22 protein-coding genes are annotated in these 23,548 nt (G+C 68.8%); 14 read left to right on the top strand and 8 right to left on the bottom strand.

All coding sequences use genetic code 11. The annotated features are described in order from the left end of the window. Positions 1 to 58: 58 nt before the first annotated feature. Entirely contained in the window at positions 59 to 1,120 is a 1,062-nt protein-coding gene (locus ACTJLF_RS09680) for an adenosine deaminase (RefSeq protein WP_126185296.1), read from the top strand. Here ACTJLF_RS09680 and ACTJLF_RS09675 read toward each other — a convergent pair. Further along, positions 1,081 to 2,394 (bottom strand): MFS transporter, encoded by a 1,314-nt coding sequence (locus ACTJLF_RS09675; RefSeq protein ID WP_440882966.1) that lies wholly within the window; start codon positions 2,392 to 2,394, stop codon positions 1,081 to 1,083. The two genes, ACTJLF_RS09680 and ACTJLF_RS09675, sit on opposite strands and share 40 nt — an antisense overlap. Positions 2,395 to 2,507: 113 nt before the next feature. Between ACTJLF_RS09675 and ACTJLF_RS09670 the strand changes: the two genes are divergently transcribed. The 4 genes from ACTJLF_RS09670 (at position 2,508) to ACTJLF_RS09655 (ending at position 9,585) form a co-directional block, all read left to right on the top strand. Further along, positions 2,508 to 3,536 carry a LysR substrate-binding domain-containing protein gene (locus tag ACTJLF_RS09670; RefSeq protein ID WP_126185294.1) on the top strand — a complete coding sequence of 343 codons (1,029 nt, stop codon included), beginning with the start codon at positions 2,508 to 2,510 and terminating at the stop codon, positions 3,534 to 3,536. Beyond that, the gene (locus ACTJLF_RS09665; RefSeq protein WP_019655127.1) at positions 3,502 to 4,308 is read left to right on the top strand and encodes a helix-turn-helix domain-containing protein; all 807 of its coding nucleotides are present in this window, start codon (positions 3,502 to 3,504) and stop codon (positions 4,306 to 4,308) included. Before ACTJLF_RS09670 ends, ACTJLF_RS09665 begins: the two co-directional genes overlap by 35 nt. A 121-nt stretch (positions 4,309 to 4,429) precedes the next feature. Continuing rightward, on the top strand, positions 4,430 to 6,964 hold the full coding sequence (locus ACTJLF_RS09660) for a penicillin acylase family protein (RefSeq protein WP_440882965.1): 2,535 nt from the start codon (positions 4,430 to 4,432) through the stop codon (positions 6,962 to 6,964). Between the two features lie 158 nt (positions 6,965 to 7,122). After that, positions 7,123 to 9,585, top strand: a complete 2,463-nt coding sequence (locus tag ACTJLF_RS09655; protein ID WP_440882964.1) for a penicillin acylase family protein — start codon at positions 7,123 to 7,125, stop codon at positions 9,583 to 9,585. A 21-nt stretch (positions 9,586 to 9,606) separates the two neighbouring features. On the opposite strand, the gene ACTJLF_RS09650 is transcribed toward ACTJLF_RS09655, so the two are convergent. Then, positions 9,607 to 10,854, bottom strand: coding sequence for an MFS transporter (locus ACTJLF_RS09650; RefSeq protein ID WP_051127591.1), 1,248 nt, complete (start codon positions 10,852 to 10,854; stop codon positions 9,607 to 9,609). Positions 10,855 to 11,025: 171 nt separating this feature from the next. Here ACTJLF_RS09650 and ACTJLF_RS09645 point away from each other — a divergent pair, with 171 nt between their 5' ends. After that, positions 11,026 to 11,973, top strand: coding sequence for a GlxA family transcriptional regulator (locus tag ACTJLF_RS09645; protein WP_019655131.1), 948 nt, complete (start codon positions 11,026 to 11,028; stop codon positions 11,971 to 11,973). 108 nt (positions 11,974 to 12,081) lie between these two features. Further along, positions 12,082 to 12,912: an SDR family NAD(P)-dependent oxidoreductase gene (locus ACTJLF_RS09640; RefSeq protein ID WP_020723107.1), complete on the top strand. Its 831-nt coding sequence runs from the start codon at positions 12,082 to 12,084 to the stop codon at positions 12,910 to 12,912. Between the two features lie 21 nt (positions 12,913 to 12,933). Here ACTJLF_RS09640 and ACTJLF_RS09635 read toward each other — a convergent pair whose 3' ends face one another. Then, entirely contained in the window at positions 12,934 to 13,188 is a 255-nt protein-coding gene (locus ACTJLF_RS09635; RefSeq protein WP_019655133.1) for a hypothetical protein, read from the bottom strand. A gap of 222 nt (positions 13,189 to 13,410) precedes the next feature. On the opposite strand from ACTJLF_RS09635, the gene ACTJLF_RS09630 reads away from it, so the two are divergent. Continuing rightward, on the top strand, positions 13,411 to 14,514 hold the full coding sequence (locus ACTJLF_RS09630) for a BMP family ABC transporter substrate-binding protein (RefSeq protein WP_019655134.1): 1,104 nt from the start codon (positions 13,411 to 13,413) through the stop codon (positions 14,512 to 14,514). Here the strand turns inward: ACTJLF_RS09630 and ACTJLF_RS09625 are convergent. The 4 genes from ACTJLF_RS09625 to ACTJLF_RS09610 are packed head-to-tail and all read right to left on the bottom strand — an operon-like array spanning position 14,511 to position 16,695. After that, positions 14,511 to 15,050, bottom strand: a complete 540-nt coding sequence (locus tag ACTJLF_RS09625; RefSeq protein ID WP_244164331.1) for a nucleotidyl transferase AbiEii/AbiGii toxin family protein — start codon at positions 15,048 to 15,050, stop codon at positions 14,511 to 14,513. The genes ACTJLF_RS09630 and ACTJLF_RS09625 overlap by 4 nt on opposite strands. Continuing rightward, the gene (locus ACTJLF_RS09620) at positions 15,044 to 15,238 is read right to left on the bottom strand and encodes a nucleotidyl transferase AbiEii/AbiGii toxin family protein (RefSeq protein ID WP_244164332.1); all 195 of its coding nucleotides are present in this window, start codon (positions 15,236 to 15,238) and stop codon (positions 15,044 to 15,046) included. Before ACTJLF_RS09620 ends, ACTJLF_RS09625 begins: the two co-directional genes overlap by 7 nt. After that, on the bottom strand, positions 15,231 to 15,701 hold the full coding sequence (locus ACTJLF_RS09615; RefSeq protein WP_026346426.1) for a helix-turn-helix domain-containing protein: 471 nt from the start codon (positions 15,699 to 15,701) through the stop codon (positions 15,231 to 15,233). Before ACTJLF_RS09615 ends, ACTJLF_RS09620 begins: the two co-directional genes overlap by 8 nt. Before the next feature lie 13 nt (positions 15,702 to 15,714). After that, the gene (locus tag ACTJLF_RS09610; RefSeq protein ID WP_440882963.1) at positions 15,715 to 16,695 is read right to left on the bottom strand and encodes a LysR family transcriptional regulator; all 981 of its coding nucleotides are present in this window, start codon (positions 16,693 to 16,695) and stop codon (positions 15,715 to 15,717) included. A gap of 103 nt (positions 16,696 to 16,798) precedes the next feature. Here ACTJLF_RS09610 and ACTJLF_RS09605 point away from each other — a divergent pair, with 103 nt between their 5' ends. From ACTJLF_RS09605 to ACTJLF_RS09580, 6 genes are all read left to right on the top strand, one after another. Continuing rightward, positions 16,799 to 17,404, top strand: coding sequence for a short chain dehydrogenase (locus ACTJLF_RS09605; RefSeq protein WP_026346427.1), 606 nt, complete (start codon positions 16,799 to 16,801; stop codon positions 17,402 to 17,404). Further along, positions 17,401 to 18,384, top strand: coding sequence for a hypothetical protein (locus tag ACTJLF_RS09600; protein WP_019655138.1), 984 nt, complete (start codon positions 17,401 to 17,403; stop codon positions 18,382 to 18,384). Before ACTJLF_RS09605 ends, ACTJLF_RS09600 begins: the two co-directional genes overlap by 4 nt. Positions 18,385 to 18,477: 93 nt before the next feature. Beyond that, the gene (gene guaD, locus ACTJLF_RS09595; RefSeq protein WP_019655139.1) at positions 18,478 to 19,764 is read left to right on the top strand and encodes a guanine deaminase; all 1,287 of its coding nucleotides are present in this window, start codon (positions 18,478 to 18,480) and stop codon (positions 19,762 to 19,764) included. A gap of 162 nt (positions 19,765 to 19,926) precedes the next feature. Beyond that, positions 19,927 to 20,493, top strand: a complete 567-nt coding sequence (gene dcd, locus ACTJLF_RS09590; protein WP_019655140.1) for a dCTP deaminase — start codon at positions 19,927 to 19,929, stop codon at positions 20,491 to 20,493. Positions 20,494 to 20,678: 185 nt separating this feature from the next. Beyond that, positions 20,679 to 21,560 (top strand): KPN_02809 family neutral zinc metallopeptidase, encoded by an 882-nt coding sequence (ypfJ, locus tag ACTJLF_RS09585; RefSeq protein WP_019655141.1) that lies wholly within the window; start codon positions 20,679 to 20,681, stop codon positions 21,558 to 21,560. A 131-nt stretch (positions 21,561 to 21,691) separates the two neighbouring features. Further along, positions 21,692 to 23,158 (top strand): DEAD/DEAH box helicase, encoded by a 1,467-nt coding sequence (locus ACTJLF_RS09580; protein ID WP_126185282.1) that lies wholly within the window; start codon positions 21,692 to 21,694, stop codon positions 23,156 to 23,158. A gap of 132 nt (positions 23,159 to 23,290) precedes the next feature. Here the strand turns inward: ACTJLF_RS09580 and ACTJLF_RS09575 are convergent, their stop codons facing one another. Next, on the bottom strand, positions 23,291 to 23,518 hold the full coding sequence (locus ACTJLF_RS09575) for a hypothetical protein (protein ID WP_019655143.1): 228 nt from the start codon (positions 23,516 to 23,518) through the stop codon (positions 23,291 to 23,293). Positions 23,519 to 23,548: the final 30 nt, after the last annotated feature.

The raw sequence follows: 23,548 nt of genomic DNA, 5'->3' as shown, positions 1-23,548 counted from the left end.
CGGCCGCTGCTGCCCTTATGCTTTGCGAAGTCCCAACGCAGCATCCGCAGCCCCCACCATGACCGATTTCCGCCCCGCCTACGACAAGAGCTTCGACCGCATCGCCGCCGACCGCCTGCCCGCGCTGCTGCGCGCCATGCCCAAGGCGGAACTGCACATGCACATCGAGGGCTCGCTGGAGCCCGAACTCATCTTCGCGCTCGCCCAGCGCAACGGCGTGTCCATTCCCTACGCCAGCGTCGAGGAGCTGCGCAAGGCCTACGCCTTCACCAACCTGCAGAGCTTCCTCGACATCTACTACGCCGGCGCCAGCGTGCTGCTCAAGGAGCAGGACTTCTACGACATGGCCTGGGCCTACCTGGAGCGCGCCGCCGCCGACAACGTGGTGCACACCGAGATGTTCTTCGACCCGCAGACGCACACCGCGCGCGGCGTGCCGATGGAGACGGTGATCGACGGCCTGCACCGCGCGTGCACCGACGCACGCTCGAAGCTGGGCGTGAGCGCCGCGCTCATCCTGTGCTTCCTGCGCCACCTCAGCGAGGAAGAGGCCTTCGAGACGCTGGAGCAGGCGCTGCCCTACCGCGACAAGTTCATCGGCGTGGGGCTCGATTCGAGTGAAGTGGGCCATCCGCCCGAGAAGTTCGCCCGCGTGTTCGCGCGCTGCCGCGAGCTGGGCTTCCACTTGGTCGCCCACGCCGGCGAGGAGGGCCCGCCCGAATACGTGTGGAGCGCGCTCGACGTGCTGAAGGTCGAGCGCGTCGACCATGGCGTGCAGAGCACCAAGGACCCCGAGCTGATGAAGCGCCTTGCGAAGGACCGCATTCCGCTGACCGTGTGCCCGCTGTCGAACCTCAAGCTCTGCGTGTTCCCCGACCTGTCGAAGCACAACCTCGGCGCCCTGCTGGACGCGGGGCTGGTGGCCACCGTCAACTCCGACGACCCGGCCTACTTCGGCGGCTACATGAACCAGAACTTCACTGAGACCTTCTCGGCCACCGGCCTGAGCGTGCAGCAGGCCTGGCAGCTCGCGGCGAACAGCTTCGAGGGCAGCTTCATCGACGAGGCCGCCAAGCGCGCCTACGTCGACCGGCTCAACGCCGTCTTCGCGAGCTTCTGATCGGCGGCGGCGGGCCGCGCCACCAGCAGCGGCATCGCCACCAGCGCGCAGGCGCTGGCCGCCAGCCACACCATCGGCCAGCCCTGCAGCGCCAGCAGGTGCGGAATGGAGAAGGGCGTGACGAAGCACACCAGGAACACGCTGGTGTTCGCCATCCCCAGCGCGGTGCCGGCACGCGATGCGCCCGCCAGCGTGGCGAGTTCGGTATAGGCCACGCCGTGCCAAGCCGACACGCACACGCCGCTCACGCCCAGCAGCACCACCAGCGCGATGCGAAGCGCCTGTGAGTCGGCAGCGTGCGTGCCCGCGGCCAGTGCCAGTGCAGCGAGGCCTGCGAACAGCACAACGGTGAGCCCGCTGCAGGCGCGCAGGTAGGCCGGCCGGTTCCTGTTGCGGTCGGTCCAGCGGCCGCTCCACACGCGCATGACCATCGCGCCGACCTGCACGAACACCATCGTCGCGGTGATGGTCGCCAGGCCCGCATGGCCGAAGTCGTGCAGGAACACCGTGCCGAAGGACAGCACCGCGAACTGCGGCGCGCAAAGAATGCCGATGCCGGCCACGATGCGCCACACGCGCGCGTCGCGCAGCGGTCCGCTCTTCGGCACGGCGGCTGCAGTCGGCACGGCCTTGTCGCCGCCCGCCGCGATGGGCGGCTCGTGCACCCACGCCCAGCTCATCGCCGCGCTCAGCGCGCACAGCAGCGCCAGCAGGCCGTAGAGCGCCGCGAAGCCGAAGTGCAGCGCGACGAAGGGCAGCACCAGCGCGCCGATGCCGCCGCCCATCGGCACGGCGGTCTGGCGGATGCTCATCGCGAGGCCGCGCTCGCTCGCGTCGAACCAGGTCATCACCGCGCGACCGCTGGCGCCGTTGACGCTGCCGCCCAGCAGCCCCACCAGCAGCAGCCCGCTGCCGAGCCAGCCCAGGCCCGGAATGTGCCCTGCGGCGGGCGCGGCCCACAGCGCCATTGCGACCAGCGCGAGGGCCGTGCTGCCCAGGCCCGCCAGCAGCACGGGCCGATCGCCCCAGCGGTCGGTCAGCAGGCCCCAGGGCAGCTCGCTCACCGCGATGCCCAGGCCCATGAGGCCCAGCACCAGCCCGAGGGTGGCGTTGTCGAGCTGGTAGCCGGTGCGCATCAGCACGGCCGTCATCGGAATGCCGCTGAAGGCCACCGAGAAGGCGGCGTTGGCCGCCACGCCTGCCGCCAGCACCTTCCAGCGGTGGCGCGGGGTGAATGAAGAAGAGGAGGGGGGGGTGGAGAGGGAGTGGGTCATCTTGCCGGGCAGTTTCCGCTTCGGCAAAGGTTTTGAAAATCAGAAAATAATTGGCGAATCGTCCTGAAAAACGGGATGATCGCCGTCAACCCCCAAAACCGGAAAGAGCCGCAATGAGCCAGGTGATGTTCGATCTCGACGTGCTGCGCACCTTCTCCACCGGCATCGCGCTCGGCAGCTTCGCGCGGGCCGCCGACAAGCTGGGGCGCTCGACGTCCGCCGTGAGCGCGCAGCTGAAGAAGCTCGAGTCGCAGGCCGGCACCGTGCTGTTCCGCAAGGCGGGCCGGGGGCTGGAGCTCACCGATGCCGGCGAGACGCTGCTGGCCTACGCCCACCGCATGCTCGAACTCAACGACGAAGCCAGCGCCGCCATGCGCGGAGCCGACCTGCAGGGCTCGGTGCGCCTGGGCCTTCAGGAAGACTTCGGCGAGACGCTGCTGCCGGCCGTGCTGGGCCGCTTCGCGCGCGCGCATCCCAAGGTGCGCATCGAGGCCTGCGTGGCGCGCAGCGGCGAACTGCGCGAGCGGCTCGAACTCGGCCAGCTCGATCTCGCACTGGCGTGGGACGTGGGCGACCAGCCGCTGTCGCCGTACGCCGAGCGCGTCGCGCGGCTGCCTCTGCTGTGGATCGGGCCGCGCACGCCGGAGCGGGTCGAGGCGCCGTGGTGGACGCAGCGCGAGCAGCGCGCCGGTGGCGCACGCCAGCCGAAGAGCAAGGAGCCGCTGCCGCTCATCATGCTCGACGCGCCCTGCCCGCTGCGCGAGATCGTCATCACCGCGCTCGACAAGGCCGGCGTGCCATGGCGTCGCGCCTTCGGCAGCGCGAGCCTCGCGGCGCTCTGGGCGGCGGCATCGGCCGGGCTGGGCCTGACGGTGCGCACGCCCTTCGGCCTGCCTTCGCATGTGCGCGTCGTCGACCGTTCGACGCTGGCGCTGCCCGCGCTGCCGCAGATATCGCTCGTGCTCTATCGCGCGCAGGCCCTGCCCGAGGCGCCCGCGAGCCGCCTTGCCGGGCTGCTGCTGGAGGCCGTGCGCCAGCACGTGCAGCCGGTCGTTTTGCCGATGCGGGAGAATCCGCCGCTGGAGACAAGAACAAGAGCGGTACGGCATGGCAACGCAAAACTTCCTGCACCTGTGGGATGACAGGTTCCTCTACATCACACCGGCCATCCAGTCGGGCCTGACGGCCCGCTCTTCGGCCACGCTGCTGGCATCAGTCAGCGGGCACCCCTTCACGCTGGAGGCGGTCGACGGCACCCGCGTGCGCTGCACCGCCGCGCTGGTCGCGCCGCACGTGTCGCGACGGCTCGACGTCGACGGCTGCGGGCTGCTCTCGCTCAACCTCGACCCCGCTTCCAGCGCCTACCGCATGCTCGCGCGGCGCATGGGCGGCCACGGCATCCAGCCCATCGACGCGCGGCGCTTCGGCGCGCTGCGCGACGACTTCGAACCGGCGCAGTGCGGCGCCTTGTCCAGCGAGAGACTGCAGTCGCTCAGCGCGAAGATGGTCGAGGCCATCACCGAGAGCCCCGAGTTGCAGGCGCCGCTCGATCCGCGCATCGACCGCGTGCTGCAGGCCATCCGCGCGCATGCGGGGCAGATCGCGCTGCGCGATCTCGCGGCCGTGGCGTGCCTGTCGCCCGACCGGCTCACGCACCTGTTCGCCGAGCAGGTGGGCGTGTCGGTCAAGCGCTATGCGCTGTGGACCAAGGTGCGCCGCACGGTGCAGCAGTTCACAGGGCAGCGTTCGCTGACCGACGTGGCGCTGGTCAGCGGCTTCACCGACGCGGCGCACATGAGCCGCACCTTCCAGCGCTACTTCGGCCTGCCGCCTTCGTTCCTGGCCAGCCAGGTGCGCGTGACGGCCGACGAGCAGGCCTCGCACGCGTGGGGCCAGAACGCGCCGCTGCACTGACGCGATCGGCCGTAACGGCCACCGCATGCAATGCAGCGGCTGCGTACAAGCCGCCAGCGGCGAGGCTGCCTAAGCTCCGGGACGCTCCGCCAAGAGAGCATCAGCATCAACTGGAGACATCATGAGACTTTCGATCCGTCGCGGCGTCGTGCCGCCGTCGTTGCTCGCGCTCGCCGCCGCCGCGCTCACCGCCTGCGGTGGCGGTGGTGGCGGAGGCAACGGCTTCGTGTTCTTCCCTTCCTCGCCGTCCACGCCGACGAATCCGCCCGCGGAGGCCACCTACAAGGCCGAGATCCGCCGCACGTCCATGGGTGTGCCGCACATCAAGGCCGACAGCTGGCCGGGCGTGGGCTATGGCTACGGCTACGCGCAGGCCGAGGACGACCTGTGCACCATGGCCGACTCGTTCCTCACCTACCGCGGCGAGCGTTCGCAGTATTTCGGCGCCGACGCGAAGCTGGTGGCCAGCAGCACCATCGGCCTGCCGAAGAACATCGACTCCGACTTCTTCCACCGGCACGTGATCTCGGCCGACGTGCTGCAGAAGATGATCGACGCGCAGCCCGACAACCTGAAGAAGCTCGTCGTCGGCTTCGCCGCGGGCTACAACCGCTACGTGCGCGAGGTGAAGGCAGGCGGCACGGCGCACGCGGCCTGCCGCAACGAGGCGTGGGTGCAGCCGATCACCACCGACGACATCTATCGCCGCATGTACGCGGCCAACCTGGCGGGCGGCTACAGCAACTTCCTCGCGAACATCGCCAACGCGACGGCGCCTGCCGTGGTGGCGCCCACCAAGGTGTCGGCGCACCGCCCCGGCTCCAGGAAGGCGGCGGTACAGATGGCGGCGCTGAAGATCGACGGGCCCGAACTGCAGGTCGGCGGCCATGAGGGCGTCGGCAGCAACATGATCGGCTTCGGCACCGCGGCCACCGGTGACTCGAGCCCGCTGCTCTTCGGCAACCCGCACTGGTACTGGCGCGGCCCCGACCGCTTCTACCAGGCGCAGCTCACCATCCCGGGCGAACTGAACATCAGCGGCACCTCGTTCCTCGGCATTCCGGTGATCCTCATCGGCTTCAACGACAACATCGCGTGGAGCCACACGGTGTCGACGGCGCGGCGCTTCGGTTTCTTCGAGCTGAAGCTGGCAGCGGGCGACACGACCAGCTACATGCGCGACGGCGCCGCCGTGAAGATGCAGCCCTCCACCATCACCGTGAAGGTGAAGGGCACCGACGGCTCGATGACGCAGATCACGCGCACGCTCTACAAGAGCGAATACGGCCCGATGGTCAACCTGGCGTCGATGAGCCCGGCACTGGCCTGGAGCCAGACCACGGCGTTCGCGATGCGCGACATCAACGGCGAGAACTACCGCACCTTCCGCAACTGGCTGCGCTGGAACCAGGCGAAGTCGCTCGACGAGTTCATCGCCATCCAGCGCGAGGAAGCCGCGATTCCCTGGGTCAACACCGTCGCCGTGGGCCGTGGCAGCGCCAAGGCGTGGTACGCCGACATCGGCGCAGTTCCCAACGTGTCGCTCGCGCAGGTCACCGACTGCACGACGCCGACGGGCGCGTCGATGCAGTCCGCGCTGCCGCGCGTGCCGGTGTTCGACGGCTCGCGCAGCGCCTGCGACTGGCAGACCGACGCCGACTCGGCGCAGAAAGGAGCGATCGGCGCATCGCGCATGCCGAACCTGATGCGCGACGACTACGTCGCGAACATGAACGACAGCTATTGGCTGGCCAACCCGAAGGCGCCGATGACTGGCTTCCCGCCCATCATGGGCCCGGCCGGTTCCGACCCCGTAAGCTTCCGCACCCGCATGGGCAACGTGCTGGCGCAGGGTCGCATCGACGGCTCCGACAGCTATGGCGCGAAGGGCGCGACGCCCGACAACGTCAAGCGCATGGTGCTCGACAGCCGCGTGTTGACGGCGGAGCTGTTCAAGGCCGACGTGCTGCCGATCGTGTGCGACGGCACGCCCATCGCGGTCACCAAGGACCCGCTGACCACCGACGCGATCGGCCCGAGCGTCGACGTGAGCGCCGCCTGCACCGCGCTCGCGGCATGGGACGGCACCGGCGTCACCGGCGCGAGAGGCGCGCACCTGTGGGACGAGTTCTGGAGCCGCGCTTCGCAGATACCCGCAGCCTCGCTCTATACCGTGCCCTTCGACCCGGCGGACCCGATCCACACGCCTCGCGGTCTGAACGCCGCTGCCGCCACGCAGCTGCGCGAAGCCTTCGGCGCGGCCGTGGTTCGCGTGCAGGCCAGCGGCTACGCGGTGGACGCACCCCGCGGCGACTACCTGTTCGCCACGCGCGGCGGCAAGAAGATCCCGCTGTACGGCGGCTGCGGCGGACCGGGCTACTTCACCATCGCCTGCTCGGAGAACCGTCTCGACAAGGGCGGCTACACCATGGACGGCAACCCGAACGGCAACAGCTACATGCAGGTCGTGCGCTTCCCCGATGGCGGCGTGGAAGCCCACACCTTCCTGACCTTCTCGCTCTCGGACGACCCGGCCTCGGCGCACAACGGCGACTACACCCGCGCCTACAGCGAGGGCAAGTGGCTCAGGGTGCCGTTCTCGGAGTCGGAGATCAAGGCCGATTCGAGCTACACCAGCAAGTCGATCGCCGAATAGCCGATCGCCGGATGAGCGATGAAGACGTAAAGGAGAAGTGAAGAAGGGCGCGCGCGTGGTGCGCATCCCCCGCCGCTCTTAAGATCGGCGGCGAACGCGCCACGCACGCCATTCGTCGCCGACGCAGCTGCGTTCCTCATTCAAAACAGGAACTCTTCATGCGCCCGAAACTTCAAGGCGGCCTGGTGCCGCTTCTTCTCGTGCCCGTCGTCACGGCCCTCGCGGCCTGCGCCGGCATCACCGACCGGTCGGCTTCTTCCGCAGTCGATCCCCAGGCTTCGCAGCCTCGCGCCGGCTACCAGGCCGAGATCCGCCGCACCGCCATGGGCGTGCCGCACATCAAGGCCGACGACTGGGGCGGCGCGGGCTACGGCTACGGCTACTCGCAGGCACAGGACGATCTGTGCACCATGGCCGACGGCTTTCTCACCTACCGCGGCGAGCGCTCCGAATTCTTCGGCGCGGAGGCCCGGCTGCCGGCGGCCAGCACCATCGGCCAGCCGACGAACATCGACTCGGACTTCTTCCACAGGCAGGTGATCGGCGCCGACGTAGTCGATGCCATGGCCCGTGCGCAGCCGCCCGCCATCCAGCGCATGGTCGAAGGCTTCGCTGCGGGCTACAACCGCTACCTGCGAGACCTGAAGGCCGGCGTCGCCGGCAACGCCCATGCGGCATGCCGCAACGAGGCATGGGTGCGGCCGGTGAGCGCCACCGACATCTACCGACGCATGTACGCCACCAACCTCGCGGCGGGCTACAGCAACTTCCTCTCGAACATCGCGAACGCGGCGCCTCCTGCTGGCGGGGTGTCCCCGAACGGAGCGCCGCCGCAGCCGCTGGCGCTGCAGGTCGGAGGCACGGCAGGCGTCGGCAGCAACGTGATCGGCTTCGGCACGGCCTCCACCGGCGATTCGAGCCCGCTGCTGTTCGGCAACCCGCACTGGTACTGGCGCGGGCCCGACCGCTTCTACCAGGCGCAACTCACCATCCCGGGCGAGCTGAACGTCAGCGGCACCTCGTTCCTCGGCATCCCGGTGATCCTCATCGGCTTCAACGACAACGTGGCCTGGAGTCATACGGTGTCCGCCGCGCGGCGCTTCGGCATCTACCAGCTGCAGCTCGCGCCCGGCGACGCCACCAGCTACATGCGCGACGGCCGGCCCGTGAAGATGCGGCCCTCGACCATCACCGTGAAGGTGAAGGGCGCGGACGGCACGACGAGACAGCTCACGCGCACGCTCTACGCCTCGGAGTACGGCCCGCTGGTGAACCTCGGCGCCATCGATCCGGCACTGGCCTGGAGCCGCAGCACCGCCTTCGCCATCCGCGACATCAACGCCGGCAACTACCGCACCTTCCGCACATGGCTGCGCTGGGCGCAGGCGAAGTCCCTCGACGAGCTCATCGCAGCGCAGCGCGAGGAGGCAGCCATCCCGTGGGTCAACACCGTGGCCGTGGGCCGAGGCAGCGCGAAGGCCTGGTACGCGGACATCGGGGCCGTGCCCAACGTCTCGCCCGAGCAGGTCGCGAGCTGCACCACGCCCGCCGGCAAGGCGATGGCGGCGGTGCTGCCGCGCGTGCCGGTGTTCGACGGCTCGCGCAGCGCGTGCGACTGGCAAAGCGATGCCGACTCGGTGCAGAAGGGGGCAGTCGGCCCCTCGCGCATGCCGAGCCTGCTGCGCGATGACTACGTCGCCAACATGAACGACAGCTACTGGCTCGCCAATCCGAAGGCGCCGCTCGAGGGCTATCCGGCCATCTTCGGTCCGGCGGGCAGCGATGCACAGACCTTCCGCACGCGGCTGGGCCACCTCATCGCGCAGGGGGCGGGCAGGGGCGCGACGGTCGATACCGTCGAGCGCATCGCACTCGCCAGCCGCGCCTACACCGCCGAACTGTTCAAGGGCTCCGCACTCGACATGGTGTGCGGCGTGCCCCGCATCGAGGTGAAGGGCGACGCGCAGACCGGCGAGGTCTTCTTGCCGCCGCGCGGCGTCGACACCGCTTCCGCCTGCGCGGTACTGAAGGCCTGGAACAACACCGGCGCCGCCACGGCGCGCGGTGCCCATGTGTGGGACGAGTTCTGGGCGCGCGCCTCGCGCCTGCCCGCCGACAGGCTCTATGCGGTGCCCTTCGACGCCGCCGACCCGATCGGCACGCCGCGCGGTCTCAAGCCCTCTGCGGCCGATGAACTGCGGCAGGCCTTCGGTGCCGCCGTGCTGCGCGTGCAGGCCAGCGGCTACACGCTGGACGCGCCGCGAGGAGAAACCCTGTTCGTCACGCGCAACGGCCGCCGGATTGCTTTATCCGGCGGCTGCGACACCCAGGGCTACTTCACGGTCGTGTGCTCGGAGAACCGGCTCGACAAAGGCGGCTACACGATGGACGAGAACCCCAACGGCAACAGCTACATGCAGATCGTGAGGTTCCCGCCGGGCGGCGTGGAGGCGCATACCTTCCTCACCTACTCGCTGTCGGACGATCCGGCGTCGCCGCACCATGCCGACTACACGCGTGCCTACAGCGCCGGCAACTGGCTGCGCATGCCGTTCTCGGAGGCGGAGATCGGGGCCGACGCCGGCTACAGCAGCCTGACCATCCGCGAGCAGCGCGAGTGAGGCTTTCTCGGCGAGGCTTCCTCAGCGTCGCTTCGCCAGCCAGTTCCATGCGGCACCTGCCGCCATCAGCACGCAGGTGCCCAGGAACACGGCGCGCATGCCGATGTGCCCGCCCACGAAGCCGCCCAGCAGCGGCCCAGCGACCTGGCCCGTGTACTGCGCCGAGGTCGAGTAGCCCAGCATGTTGCCGGCCACGCGCTCGGGCACGTTGTGGCGGATCACGCTCGCGATGCACGGCAGCAGCCCGCCGAGCGACAGCCCCATCAGGAAGCGCAGCACCACCAGCTGCCAGCCGGAGGTGACGAAGGCCTGCGGCACCAGCAGCAGCGCCGACACTGCGAGGCAGCCGACGATCACGTTCCAGTGCCCCACGCGGTCGGCCAGCTTGCCCAGCCGCGAGGCCGACAGGATGCTGCCGAGCGCCGCGGCGGACATCACGAGGCCGGCCATCATCGTCACGCGGCCCGGGTCTTCCACGAGGGTGGCGACGTAGACGGTGATGATCGGCTCGATCGACATGTTCGCCAGCATCAGCAGCATGCCGGTGAAGAGCATCGCGACCAGCGGGCGCTTGTCGGGCACTGCGGCCCAGCCGGTTTGCTCGGCCGCGCTGCCGCCATCCTGCTTGCGCGCGGCAGGCGCCTTGCGCTCCTCGCGAATCAGGAAGGCCGTCGCGAGAAAGGCCACGAAGATGATCGCGCCCGCCGCGAAGAAGGTGGCGCGGATGCCGATCAGCGGCGGCAGCGCGCCACCGACCAGCGGCCCCACGAGGTTGCCCGCCATGATGGCCGACGACATCGTGCCCAGCGCCCAGCCGGTACGGTCCTTGGGCGTCTGCGTGGCCACCAGCACCATCGAGCCCGACGCGTAGCCGCCCAGCAGCCCTGCCAGCAGTCGAAGGCCCACCAGCTGCCACACATTGCCCGCGACGCCGATCAGCGCCATCGCCACCGCCATGCCCAGGCTCGCGCGGATCAGCATCGGCTTGCGCCCGTAGCGGTCTGCCAGCCGGCCCCACAGCGGCGCCACCAGCGCGGCGCTCAGGAAGGTGGCGCCGTACGCCGCGCCCGACCACTGCACGATGGCCGCGTGGTCCGTCACCCCGAGCTGCTCGACGTACAGCGGCAGGAAGGGCAGCAGCAGCGTCATCGCGATGATGGTCGTGAAGGAGCCGAACATGCAGACGGCGAGGTTGCGCTGCCAGTGGAGATTGCCACCCTGCTCGGCGGAAGGGGCGGTCGTCGTTGCGGTTGTCGTCGGACGCGTCATGGGGAACACCCATTGTGGGACGCCGAACGCAGACTGGCGCTTGCCGATTGGCGGCGGCGGCCATCGCAGCGCGGCAAGGCGTGCCGCGAATCCCTGACGCCCGCGCGGTTGGACCAGCTCGCGTAGTCTTGCGTCCTGCATCGCTTACAAACCTCCTTTCAGGACATCGCCATGAAACGCATCGGCGTGCTCGTCTTCCCCGGCTTCCAGATCCTCGACCTCGCCGCCATCGCCGCGTTCGAGCTTGCGAACATTCACGCCGGCAAGCCGGTCTACCAGGTCGAGCTGCTGTCGGAAGAGGGCGGCCTCGTGGTCAGTTCGTCGGGCGTGAGCACCGACAGCAAGCGCTTCGGCACGGCCAAGTACGACACGCTGCTGCTGAGCGGCGCGCTCTTCATCGCACCCACCTCCGAGAAGATGTGCCGCTTCCTGCGCGCCGGGCTGCGCAATGCGCGCCGCGTGGCCAGCATCTGCACCGGCGCCTTCGGGCTGGCCGACGCCGGCCTGCTCGACGGCCGCAAGGCGACCACGCACTGGTCCTTCGCGGGTGAGTTGCAGAAGCGTCATCCCGCCGTGAAGGTGCAGCCCGACCGCATCTTCATCAACGACGGGCCGGTGTGGACTTCGGCCGGCATGACGGCGGGCATCGACCTCGTGCTGGCCCTGGTGGAGGAAGACCTCGGCGTGGAGGCGGCGCGCTTCGCGGCGCGGAAGCTGGTCGTCTACCACCGCCGCGCGGGCGGGCAGTCGCAGTACTCCGCGCTGCTGGAGCTGGAGCCGAAGTCGGACCGCATCCAGAAGGCGCTGGTGCATGCGCGGGCCAACCTGCGCGACACGCTGTCGGTGGAGGAACTGGCCGAGGTCGTGCACCTGAGCCCGCGCCAGTTCAGCCGCGCCTTCAAGGCCGAGACAGGCCAGTCGCCCGCGCACGCGGTCGAGACGCTGCGCGTGGAGGCGGCGCGCGCGCTGATCGACGAAGGCAACCTCGCGCTCGGCGTGGTCGCGCGCGAAACCGGCTTCGGCGACCCCGAGCGCATGCGCCGCGCCTTCCTGCGCACGCTGGGGCAGCCCCCGCAGAGCGTGCGCCGCGTGTCGCGCCGGGAGGCGGCCGTGGCCTGAGCGGCAGGATGTCCTGAAAAGTGGCTTATATGACATTTACGCCATAGCCACGCAGGAGGAGACTTTCCCCATGGCCGCACACATCGACGCGGCGAAAAGGAAAGCTCCATGACTGCCACCGTTACCGCTTCAACAAACTCCCCCAAGGGCACGGCCCTCGTCACCGGCGCGTCGTCCGGCATCGGTGCCGTGTACGCGGACCGCCTCGCGCGGCGCGGCTTCGACCTCATCCTGGTGGCGCGCAACCGCGAACGCCTCGAGGCGCTGGCCGCGAAGCTCGTGCGCGAGACCGGCCGCAAGGTCGAGGTCCTTCCGGCCGACCTGACGAACCGCCAGGACATCGCACAGGTCGAGGCCGCGCTGCGCACCCGCGGCGACATCACCATGCTGGTGAACAACGCCGGCTTCGGCGCCGCCGCGCCGCTGCTGGCGTCGGACGTCGACAAGATGGAAGAGATGATCGCGCTCAACGTGAGCGTGCTCACGCGACTCACCTACGCGGCCGTGCCGGGCTTCGTCGAACGCGGCACGGGCACGCTGGTGAACATCGCCTCCATCGTGGCGATCTCGCCGGAGACGCTCAACGGCGTGTACGGCGGCAGCAAGGCCTTCGTGCTTGCGTTGAGCCAGTCGCTGCAGCACGAACTCAAGGACAAGGGCGTGCGCGTGCAGGCGGTGCTGCCCGGCGCGACGGCCACCGAGTTCTGGGGCGTCGCAGGCGTGCCGATGGAGCACCTGCCCAAGGAGATCGTCATGACCGCGCAAGACATGGTCGACGCCGCCCTGGCGGGGCTCGACCAGGGCGAGCAGGTCACGATCCCCGCACTGCCCGATCTGGCCGAGTGGGAGGCCTTCGATGCGGCGCGGCGGGCGATGTCGGGGCGGTTGTCCAGCACCGCTCCCGCTGCGCGCTACCGCGTCGGCGCCGGCCCGGCGTGAGGTCGAACCGGGTCTTCCAGTTCAGATGCGGTGGGTCCGGCGCGCGTAGAGCGCGGCCAGCGCCAGCCCCGTGGCCGCCGCGCCGCACCAGGCGAGGGCAGGGCTGCGCAGCATGCCTTGAAGGCGCGCGTGGCGGCCCGGTTCGGCGTGCATGCCGCGTGCGGCACGTTCCTTGGGCGTGAGCGGCCGTGCCGCGTTCGGGTTTTCTTCGCCTTCAAGCACGGCTTGAGAGATGTCGAGCGGGGTCAGCGAATCGTTGGCGGTGGATGCGGTCATGGTGGCTGGCCTTTCTTGCCTTTCCCGATGGTGAATCGATCAGTGGTGCAAGACTCGCGCAAACCCGGGGCGTCGGATCTGAGGCGAAGCACCGACATTGAAGTAGGTCAATGCCGCGCCCGCATTGCGGGCCACGGCGCCGTTTAGAATCCCGCTCCCTCGCGATCGGGCGCCCCGGCCTGCTGCGGGTTTCACATCTCCGGGGCCATGTAGAGGAACACCATGTACAAAAACCTCGCGGGCCGCGCCGTTCTGGCGCTGGCAGCCGCCGGCTTTTTATCTCCCGTTTTTTCGCAGCAGCAGCAACAGGCCCAGGCGCCGCTGAAGATCGGCTTCGTCTACGTCACGCCCGTCACCGATGCGGGCTGGGTGCGCCAGCACGAGGAAGGCCGCAAGGCCGTCGATGCGGCGCTGGGGGCGAAGGTCAGGACCACCTACGTCGAGAACGTGGCCGAGGGTGCCGATGCGGAGCGCGTGATCCGCGACCTCGCGCAGCAGGGCAACACGCTCATCTTCACGCCGAGCTTCGGCTATATGGAGCCGACGATGAAGGTGGCGAAGGACTTCCCCGACGTGAAGTTCGAGTCGATCACCGGCTACAAGACCGCGCCCAACGTGGCGACCGCCAATGCGCGCTACTACGAGGGCCGCTATCTCGCGGGCATCGCGGCCGGACGCATGACGAAGACCAACATCGCGGGCTACGTCGCGGGCTTTCCGATTCCGGAAGTGCTGCAGGGCATCAACGCCTTCACGCTGGGCATGCGCTCGGTGAACCCATCGGCGCAGGTGCGCGTGGTGTGGCTCAACGAATGGTTCGATCCGCCGAAGGAGCGCGACGCCGCCATGGCGCTGTTCAACCAGAACGCCGACGTGATCGCCTTCCACACCGGCTCCACCGCCGTGATGGCGGCGGCGCAGGAGCGCGGCAAGCTGGCCATCGCGTACCACTCCGACATGCGCAAGATCGCACCCGATGCGCAGGTCGTGGCGGTCACGCACCAGTGGGGCGGCTACTACACTCAGCGCGCGAAGGCGGTGCTCAACGGCAGCTGGAAGAGCGGCAAGCTCTGGGGCGGTGTGAAGGAAGGAATGATCCGCGTCGGCGACTTCGGCACCAAGGTGCCCAAGGCCGTGCAGGACGAGGTGCTGGCGCGTCAGAAGGACATCGCCGCAGGCAGGCTGCAGCCCTTCCGCGCCGCGGCGGCCGATGTGCGCGACAACGAGGGGCACACCGTGATCGCCAAGGGCACCCAGCTGGGCGACGATCAGATCCTGACGATGAACTGGCTGGTGGAAGGCGTGCAGGGGCGCGTGGCGCGCTAGTCTGTCGGGCGGCTGGTGTGCGGAGCACGAGGAAGCAAGTCCTTGATGCGCTTGCGAAGCACAGTGGGTGTCGCGGGAGGTGTCATCTGCAGCACGGCCATGCAGCGGTCCAGGCGGCCCGGCCGCGCAAGCAGTGTCTCGGCGGCTCTTGTGAGATCGGCATCGATGCTGTTGCCGTAGGCGCGACTGGCCTTGATCGTGGCTTGGCGCAAGAGCGATGCGCCGGGTTTCATCATGGCCAGATCGATGACGTCGCGGCTGAAGACGCTGTCGTCGGCCCAGCGGTCCGAGTTGGCGAGCAGCTTGCTTGCCGCCATGTCGAGAGGGGTGAGTGTTGCGACATCCTCGATCCGGTCCTCCGGGCCTGGCAATTCAAGTTCGATACGTGCTTCCAGCACGATCTCGAACTTGATCTCGGTGTCGCCCACAAGAACCGACGATCGGATGCCGTAGTGATCGGCACGTAGTTCGGTCGATTGCCGGATCTCGCGGCCTGGTCGCGCAAGTGCGCCGAGGCCTTGAGTTCCCGTCAGCAACTGTCGCAGGTGCCGATATCCATCGATGTCGGATACGAGGAGTCGATGTCCACGGATTCGCGGTACTCGCCATGGCGAAGTGCCATGGCGGTGCCTCCCCCGAACAGGCAATGGCTTTGAGCGAGCAGGTTCGCGTCGAGCGAGGCAAGCACGTGTGCGATGCGCTGGTGGTGGGGTCGTTCAAACATTCAGCGGCTTTCTGCCGAGCGTGCGTGCCAGGTCCTCCAGCAACTGACGCTCTCTCGCATCGAGGGAGGACGTGTCGACGTGGCGCCAGTTGCGCTCGTAGGTTCCCCAGGCCTCTTCAGGCGTGAGTTCGGTAGCCGGGGCCAATTGCCAGGCAAGCCGGCGCAATTGGGGGTAATCGGCAATCCGGATGCCTCCGGGCAGCGGGGCGAGGGCAGGTGGCTCCGTGGACGTCACCACGTCAACGTCGAGACCCAGGGCTCCCAGCGCATTCATGTAGGCGCCCATCGTGACCGACGGTTCTCCGCGCTCGATTCTGTGCAGTGTCATGCGGGACAGGCCCGCCGCCTCTGCGGCGGTGGTGGCGCTGACCTTCAAGGCCTTGCGACGCGTGTGGATGCGGTGGCCGAGGGCTGCGAGGCGTTGGCCTGTCGCGGGGGTTGTTGCTGGAGAGGGGGAGGGCATGGCGTATCTCATATTAGACAATTTCAAGTATTTGTCCAGAATGAGAGACGCAGGTGCCGCAAGCATCGGCAGCTTGACCTGAGCCGGCACCGTGTTCCATTCCTCCGTTTCTTAAGCCCAGCCGCTCCACCACGAAGTCCACGAATGTCCGCAACTTGGCGCTCGGTCGCGCCTCCGGCAGCCGGACGATTTGCACCTGCCGCGTGGGCAGTTCCCAGTCGGGCAGCAGCTGCATCACCTGACCCGATGCGAGGGCGGGGCCCAGCAGCGCATCGGCCTGCACGATCACGCCCACGCCGGCCATGGCCGCGGCCAGCAGCGCCTGTCCGTTGTTGGTGGTGAGCGGCCCGCGCACCGGCACGTGCACCGTCTCGCCGTCGCGGGTGAAGCGCCATGAATGGTTCGGCCCCCAGGCAGCGAATCCCAGCAGCGGGAAGGCTTCCAGCTCCGAAGGGTGCTTCGGCTGCCCGTGGCGCGCGACCCATGCCGGGCTGGCCACCGCGTACATGCGCGCCAGGGCAAGCGGTCTGGCGATGAGCCGTTCGTCGATGGCCGCGCCCGAGCGGATGCCGCAGTCGAAGCCTTCCTCTGCCAGGTCGACCACGCGGTCGTTGAGGCTCAGCTCCACCTTCACCTGCGGATAGGCGGCGATGTACTCGCCGATGACCGGCGTGAGGCGGTGCGCGCCGTAGGCCACGGGCGCGGTGACGCGCAGCACGCCCTGCGGCATGGCGCGCAGCGACTCGGCCACGCCGTCGGCCGTGTGCACGCTGGCCAGGACGTCGCGGCAGCGCTCCAGATATGCGGCGCCGATCTCGGTGAGCGAATGGCGGCGCGTGGTGCGCTCGAGCAGGCGGGCGCCCAGCTGCTCCTCGAGCGCGCGGATGTGCTTGCCGACCATCACGGCCGAAAGATCGAGCGCCTCGGCCGCGGCGGCGAAGCTGCCCGCGTCCACCGTTGCGACGAAGACTTCCATGGCGCGCAGCTTGTCCATATTGCGAACTCCTGATTCCGAATGAGCGAACCACAAGGCAATTTATCAAATAGATGGTTCGCAAAACAATTGCCGCTTGTTCGATTCACTTTGCGAGGTTTCCATGAAGGTTCTTGTTGTGGGCGCGACGGGCGCGATTGGCAGCGCGGTGACGCAGGCGCTGGCCGGGCGTGGCCACGAGGTGGTCCGCGCGGGCCGCACGCGCGGCGATCACCAGGTCGACATCACCAGCGACGCCAGCGTCGAGGCGCTGTTTGCGGCCCTCGGCCGTGTCGATGCGATCGTCTCGACGGCGGGCGGGCTCTTCTTCGGGCCGCTGGCGGAGATGACGCCGGCCAACTTCAATGTCGGCCTGCAGGACAAGCTCCTGGGACAGGTGCGGCTCGCGCTGCTGGGCCAGCATGTGCTGCGCGACGGCGGCTCGATCACGCTGACCACGGGCGTCGCGGCCGACGATCCGGTTCGCGGCGGAGGCAATGCGGCTGCCGTCAATGCGGGCGTCGAGGGTTTCGTGAAGGGCGCGGCGATCGAGCTGGCGCGCGGGCTGCGCATCAACGCGGTGAGCCCGACGCTGCTGACCGAATCGGAGGAGGCGTACGGCGCGCTTTTTCCGGGCGTCGAGACTGTGCCGGCCGCGCGCGTGGCGCTGGCCTATGTGCGCAGCGTCGAAGGTCCGCTGACGGGGCGCGTCTTTCGCGTGTGGCAATGAAGAGCGGGTATCCACGGCTTGCGGGCGCGCTGCTGGCGCTCGCGACGGCGGCGGCCGTCGCAGCCCCTCCAATAGTGCAGGCGCTGCCCGAGGACTGGTATCCGGAGAGCGTGGCCATCGGACCCGACGGTGCGTTTTACGTCGGCAGCTGGCGGCAGGGCGCCGTCGCGCGGCTGAAGCCGGGCTCGGCGCCGAAGGCCGAGGTGCTGGTCAAGCCCGGCACCAACGGGCTCGCGAACGGCCAGGGCGTGCTGGTCGACGCGAAGCGCGGGGCCCTGTGGATCTGCTCCGGCAACATCGGCTTCACCACCGTGCCATCGACGCCGAGCGCGCTCAAGCGCTATGACCTGGCCACCGGCGCGCCGCGCGCGAGCTACGCGATGCCCGACGGCGGCTATTGCAACGACCTCGCGCAGGACGCGCGAGGCAATCTCTACGTGACCGACTCCCATCACCCGCGCGTGCTGAAGCTCGCCCCAGGTGCCGCCTCGCTCGCGACATGGAAGGAGAATCCCGCGCTGGCCGGCGCGGGTCCCTACAAGGGCCTGAACGGCATCGCCATCGACGGCGGGCGCGATGTCTACGTGAGCCTCGTGGCGGCGGCGCCCTACGTGCTGCGGATCGGCCTCGGCGCGGACGGCAAGGCCGGCGAGGTCACGCGCGTCGAGGCGCCGCGCGAGTTGAAGAACGTGGACGCGATCCGCGCGTGGAAGCCCGGGCGGCTCGTGCTGTTCGAGAGCAATGCCTTCGGCGAGGGCCCCTACGGCGGGCAGATCACCGTGGCGCGCGTCGAAGGCGCGAAGCTCGGCCTGCGGACGGTGGTTTCGGGGCTCAACGACCCGTCCTCCGGCGCGGTGTGGGGCGACCGCGTCTACTTCATCGAGTCGAAGTATTCGCTGCTCACCAAGCGCAAGGAGGGCGACGGGCCGGTGCCGACCGGCGTGCCCTTCGACATCCAGTCGCGCGCGCTGCCGCGGTAGGTGCTGCACCGCGGCGAGTGCCCTGCCCATATAGCACTCATATGCGCATGGAAATTGCGGTGGGGCGGGGGTGGATTACCCTCCGCACCCACGATGAAAAAAGCCTACCGCGCCTCCCTCCTGCGATTCGACGCCTCCGGCAAGCCCGTTTTCGACGAGGACGGCCTGCTGGTCGTCGCCCCCGATGCCACCGGTCGCCAGCGCGTGCTCGATGCCGGCAGCCATGCCGACGTCGCGGCCCGCCATCCCGGCGCACACACGACCCACCTGCCGGGGCGCATCCTCGCTCCGGGCTTCGTGGACATGCACATCCACTATCCGCAGACCGACATCATCGGCTCGCCGGCGCCGGGCCTGCTGCCCTGGCTCGAGAACTACACCTTTCCTGCGGAGAGCAAGTTCGCCGATCCTGCGCATTCGAACGAAGTGGCGCAGTTCTTCCTCGACGAACTGCTGCGCAACGGCGTGACCACCTCGCTGACCTTCGCAACCTCGCACGTGGCCTCGGTCGACGCGCTCTTCGAAGGCGCGCAGCGCCGCGGCATGCGCCTGATCACCGGCAAGGTGCTGCAGGACCGCCACTCGCCCGACGGCGTGCGCGACGAGACCGAGCAGAGCCTCGTCGACACCGAGGCGCTGATCCGCAAGTGGCACAAGGTCGATCGGCTGGGCTACGCCATCACGCCGCGCTTCGCGCCCGCGAGCACCGACGCCCAGATGCGCGGCGCGGGCGAGCTGGCTGCGAAGTACGCCGACACCTGGATCCAGTCGCACGTGGCCGAGAACCGCGACGAGGTGAACTGGGTGCGCGAGCTGTACCCCAAGGCGCGCTCCTACCTCGACGTGTATGCAGGCTTCGGCCTGATGCGCGAGCGTGCCGTGTACGCCCACTGCATCTACCTCGACGAGGCCGACCGCGCCCTGCTGCACGAGACCAGGACGGCCGCGGCCGTGAGCCCGACCAGCAACCTGTTCCTGGGCAGCGGCTTCTTCGACTTCGGCGCGGCCGACCGCGTCGGCTACCCCTACGGCCTGGCCAGCGACGTGGGCGGCGGCACCAGCTTCAGCCCCTTCCACACCATGATGGCCGCCTACTACGTCGGCCGGGAGGGCCAGACCAAGGCCGGCCTGAGCATCGCGCCATCGGAACTCTGGTGGCGCCACACCGGCGGCGCCGCGCGCGCCCTGGGGCTCGACGGTGTGGTCGGCAACCTGCAGCCCGGCTGCGAGGCCGACTTCCTGGTGCTGAACCCGGCGGCCACACCGCTCCTGGCACGCAAGACGAAGCAGGCGAACTCGCTGGAGGAAATGCTCTTCGCGATGATCGTGCTGGGCGACGACCGGCTGGTCGAGCGCACGGTGATCTCCCAGGCTGGCTGAGCCTGCAGAGGGCGAATCCGCCCATGCCACAATCGCCGACCCAGCGGGCGCGGCGACACCTTTCCAGGAACACCGCGCAACCGGCTTTGCCGGGCCGCTGGTGTTGCCCCTCGAGGGGTTGGCGTAGCGACACGAAGTGCGCGAAGACTGGGGTGTTTTTCAATGTCTATCAAGAGCGACAAATGGATCCGGCGCATGGCCGAGCAGCACGGCATGATCGAGCCTTTCGAGCCCGGCCAGGTGCGCGAGGCCTCCGGCCACAAGATCATCAGCTACGGCACCTCGAGCTACGGCTACGACATCCGGTGCGCGCCTGAATTCAAGGTCTTCACCAACATCCACAGCACGGTGGTCGACCCGAAGAACTTCGACGAGAAGAGCTTCGTCGACATGCACGGCGACTACTGCATCATCCCGCCCAACAGCTTCGCGCTGGCGCGCACCGTCGAGTACTTCCGCATCCCGCGCAACGTGCTGACCATCTGCCTGGGCAAGAGCACCTACGCGCGCTGCGGCATCATCGTCAACGTGACCCCCTTCGAGCCCGAATGGGAAGGCTACGTGACGCTCGAATTCAGCAACACCACGCCGCTGCCCGCCAAGATCTACGCGGGCGAGGGCTGTGCGCAGGTGCTGTTCTTCGAGAGCGACGAGGTCTGCGAGACCAGCTACAAGGACCGCGGCGGCAAGTACCAGGGCCAGCGCGGCGTCACGCTGCCGAAGACCTGAGCGCTCCGAGGCTGCGCGCACTTCCTGTCGGTGCGCCGACTCCCGCCAGGGGGCGGTGCCTGCGGCCCGGCAAAGCAGGTTCCGGGGCATCCTTGGCATACCCGCTTACAGACGCGGTCATCTTCCGAAGTACGATCCCGTGACCGCCGGCAACTCCTCCTCCAACGGCCGGCAAGGAGAGCGCGATGAGATGGGAAGGCAACGAACAATCTGACAACGTCGAGGACCGCCGCGGTGAAGGCGGCGGAGGCGGTGGCGGCTTCATCGGAGGCCGCGGCATCGGCATCGGGACCATCGCGGTCGCGCTGATCGCCGGCTGGGTCTTCGGCATCAACCCCCTCACCGTGCTGAGCCTGCTCAGCGGAGGCGGTGGCCCGGCCCAGGTTCAACAGCAGCAGGGGCCGGCTCCCAGGCCGCCGTCGAACGACCGCGAAGCGGCCTTCGTCTCCACCGTGCTCAAGAACACCGAAGTGGTGTGGACGGACATCTTCCGCCAGAACGGCGGCACCTACCATCCGCCGCGGCTCGTGCTGTTCCGCAACGCGACGCCCACCGCCTGCGGCACCGGCCAGTCGGCCATGGGGCCGTTCTACTGCCCGGGCGACCAGAAGGTCTACATCGACCTCGGCTTCTACGACACGCTCAAGAACCAGCTCGGTGCGCCGGGCGAGTTCGCGCAGGCCTACGTCATCGCGCACGAGGTCGGCCACCATGTGCAGGACGAGCTCGGCATCACCGCCAAGGTCGACGGCATGCGCAACCGCCTGAGCCAGACGCAGAACAACGCGATGAGCGTGCGCGTCGAGCTTCAGGCCGACTGCTTCGCGGGCGTGTGGGCCCACCATTCGCAGGAATCGAAGAAGTGGCTGGACCCGGGCGACATCGAGGCGGCCATGAATGCCGCGCAGAAGATCGGCGACGACGCATTGCAGCGTTCCGCAGGCCGCGCGGTGGTGCCCGACAGCTTCACCCACGGCTCCAGCGCCCAGCGCCAGCGCTGGTTCGGCACGGGCTACCAGAGCGGCGACATCAAGGCCTGCGATACCTTCAACGCGCGCAGCCTTTGAGCTGCGCCGGCGGGGAGCGCCCGTAAAGGCTGGATCGATTGCTATCGAATAAATAGCAATACAAGCGGCGCGGGCGTTGTCATCGCGCGGTCACTGCCGTTTTTTGCGGCAGTGCGACAATAGAGGGCTCAATGACAAGCTCCTTCTCCAATCTAATGCTGGCTGAACCGCTGGCGCGCGCCGTGGCCGAAATGGGCTACGAAACCATGACTCCGATCCAGGCACAGGCCATTCCGGTCGTGCTCTCGGGCCAGGACGTGATGGGCGCAGCCCAGACCGGTACCGGCAAGACGGCAGCTTTCTCGCTCCCGCTGCTGCAGCGCATGCTCAAGCATGAGAACGCCTCGACCTCGCCCGCGCGGCATCCGGTCCGGGCCCTCGTGCTGCTGCCCACGCGCGAGCTGGCCGACCAGGTTGCGCAGCAGATCAAGCTGTATGCCAAGTACACCAACCTGCGCAGCACGGTGGTGTTCGGCGGCATCGACATGAAGCCGCAGACGCTGGAATTGAAGAAGGGCGTCGAAGTGCTGGTGGCGACGCCAGGCCGCCTGCTCGATCACATCGAAGCCAAGAACGCGGTGCTCAACCAGGTCGAGTACGTGGTGCTCGACGAGGCCGACCGCATGCTGGACATCGGCTTCCTGCCCGACCTGCAGCGCATCCTGAGCTACCTGCCCAAGCAGCGCACCACGCTGCTGTTCTCCGCCACCTTCTCGCCCGAGATCAAGCGGCTGGCCGGCAGCTACCTGCAGAACCCGGTCACCATCGAGGTCGCCCGGCCGAACGAGACGGCCTCGACCGTCGAGCAGCATTTCTACAGCGTGGCCGACGACGACAAGCGCCGCGCGCTCAGGCAGATCGTGCGCCAGCGCGGCATCACCCAGGCCTTCGTGTTCGTCAACAGCAAGCTGGGCTGCGCGCGCCTTGCGCGCTCGCTGGAGCGCGACGGCCTTCGCACCTCGGCCCTGCACGGCGACAAGAGCCAGGACGAGCGCCTGAAGTCGCTCGCGGCCTTCAAGGCCGGCGAGGTCGATCTGCTGGTGTGCACCGACGTCGCGGCCCGCGGCCTCGACATCAAGGACGTGCCCGCCGTCTTCAACTTCGACATCCCGTTCAACGCCGAAGACTACGTGCACCGCATCGGCCGCACCGGCCGTGCCGGCGCTTCGGGCCTGGCGGTGAGCTTTGCCAGCGGCGGCAACGATGCGCGCCTGGTGGCGGACATCGAGAAGCTGATCAAGAAGAAGATCGAGCTCGAACCCGTGGAATTCGAAGAGGACCGCCCGCGCGGCCGCATCAACGACGGACGCCGCCACTGGCGCGAGGAAGGCGAAGCGGGCGATGCACGCGACGTGCTCGACCAGCCGCGCGAACGCCGCGACGCCGATGGCCGACGCGGCAGCGGTGGACGCCCGCACCGCGCCCCCGCCGCGCCGCGCGATCCGTTCTTCGACAAGCCCTACGAGCCCGGCCAGCCCGACGCGACGCCCGCCTGGGAAGCAGCAGCCAAGGCCACGACGCCCGGACGCGGCATCTCCAGCAACATCAAGTCGAAGCGCAAGGTCGCGGCCCTGTTCAAGAGCGCCGAACCGAGCTGATCGCTCCGGGGCTGACTCCGCCCCTGCTCCGTTCCAAAAACACCGAGGAACCGGCTGCGCCGGGCCTCAGGTGTTGCCCCCGGAAGGGGGTGGAGAAGCGACACGAAGTGCGCGAAGCCTGGGAGAGAGCTTCTACCTCCAGCCGCGGTGCCAGCCATATTGCGGGTGGTGCCAGCCCCAGCCATAGCGCGGGTGGTAGGCCCATACGAAGCCGACCCCAGGCGATACGTACGTCGGCGCCACATAGGCGACGCCAGGAGGCGCTGCGTACACGGGGGCCGGTGCGGCCGGCGCGACCACGCAGCCGGTCAGCGTGGCCGCCAGCGCGGCGGCGGACAGGGCGATAACTGGGAATTTCATGGCGAAGCTCCTGAAACGAGTTGTTGTCGG

Origin of the sequence: Variovorax sp. 22077 (assembly GCF_052044195.1) — a bacterium.
In the GTDB taxonomy this organism is placed as follows: domain Bacteria; phylum Pseudomonadota; class Gammaproteobacteria; order Burkholderiales; family Burkholderiaceae_C; genus Variovorax; species Variovorax atrisoli.
The sequence above is the reverse complement of the archived record's forward strand: the minus strand, read 5'-3'. Positions and strand labels throughout refer to the sequence as shown.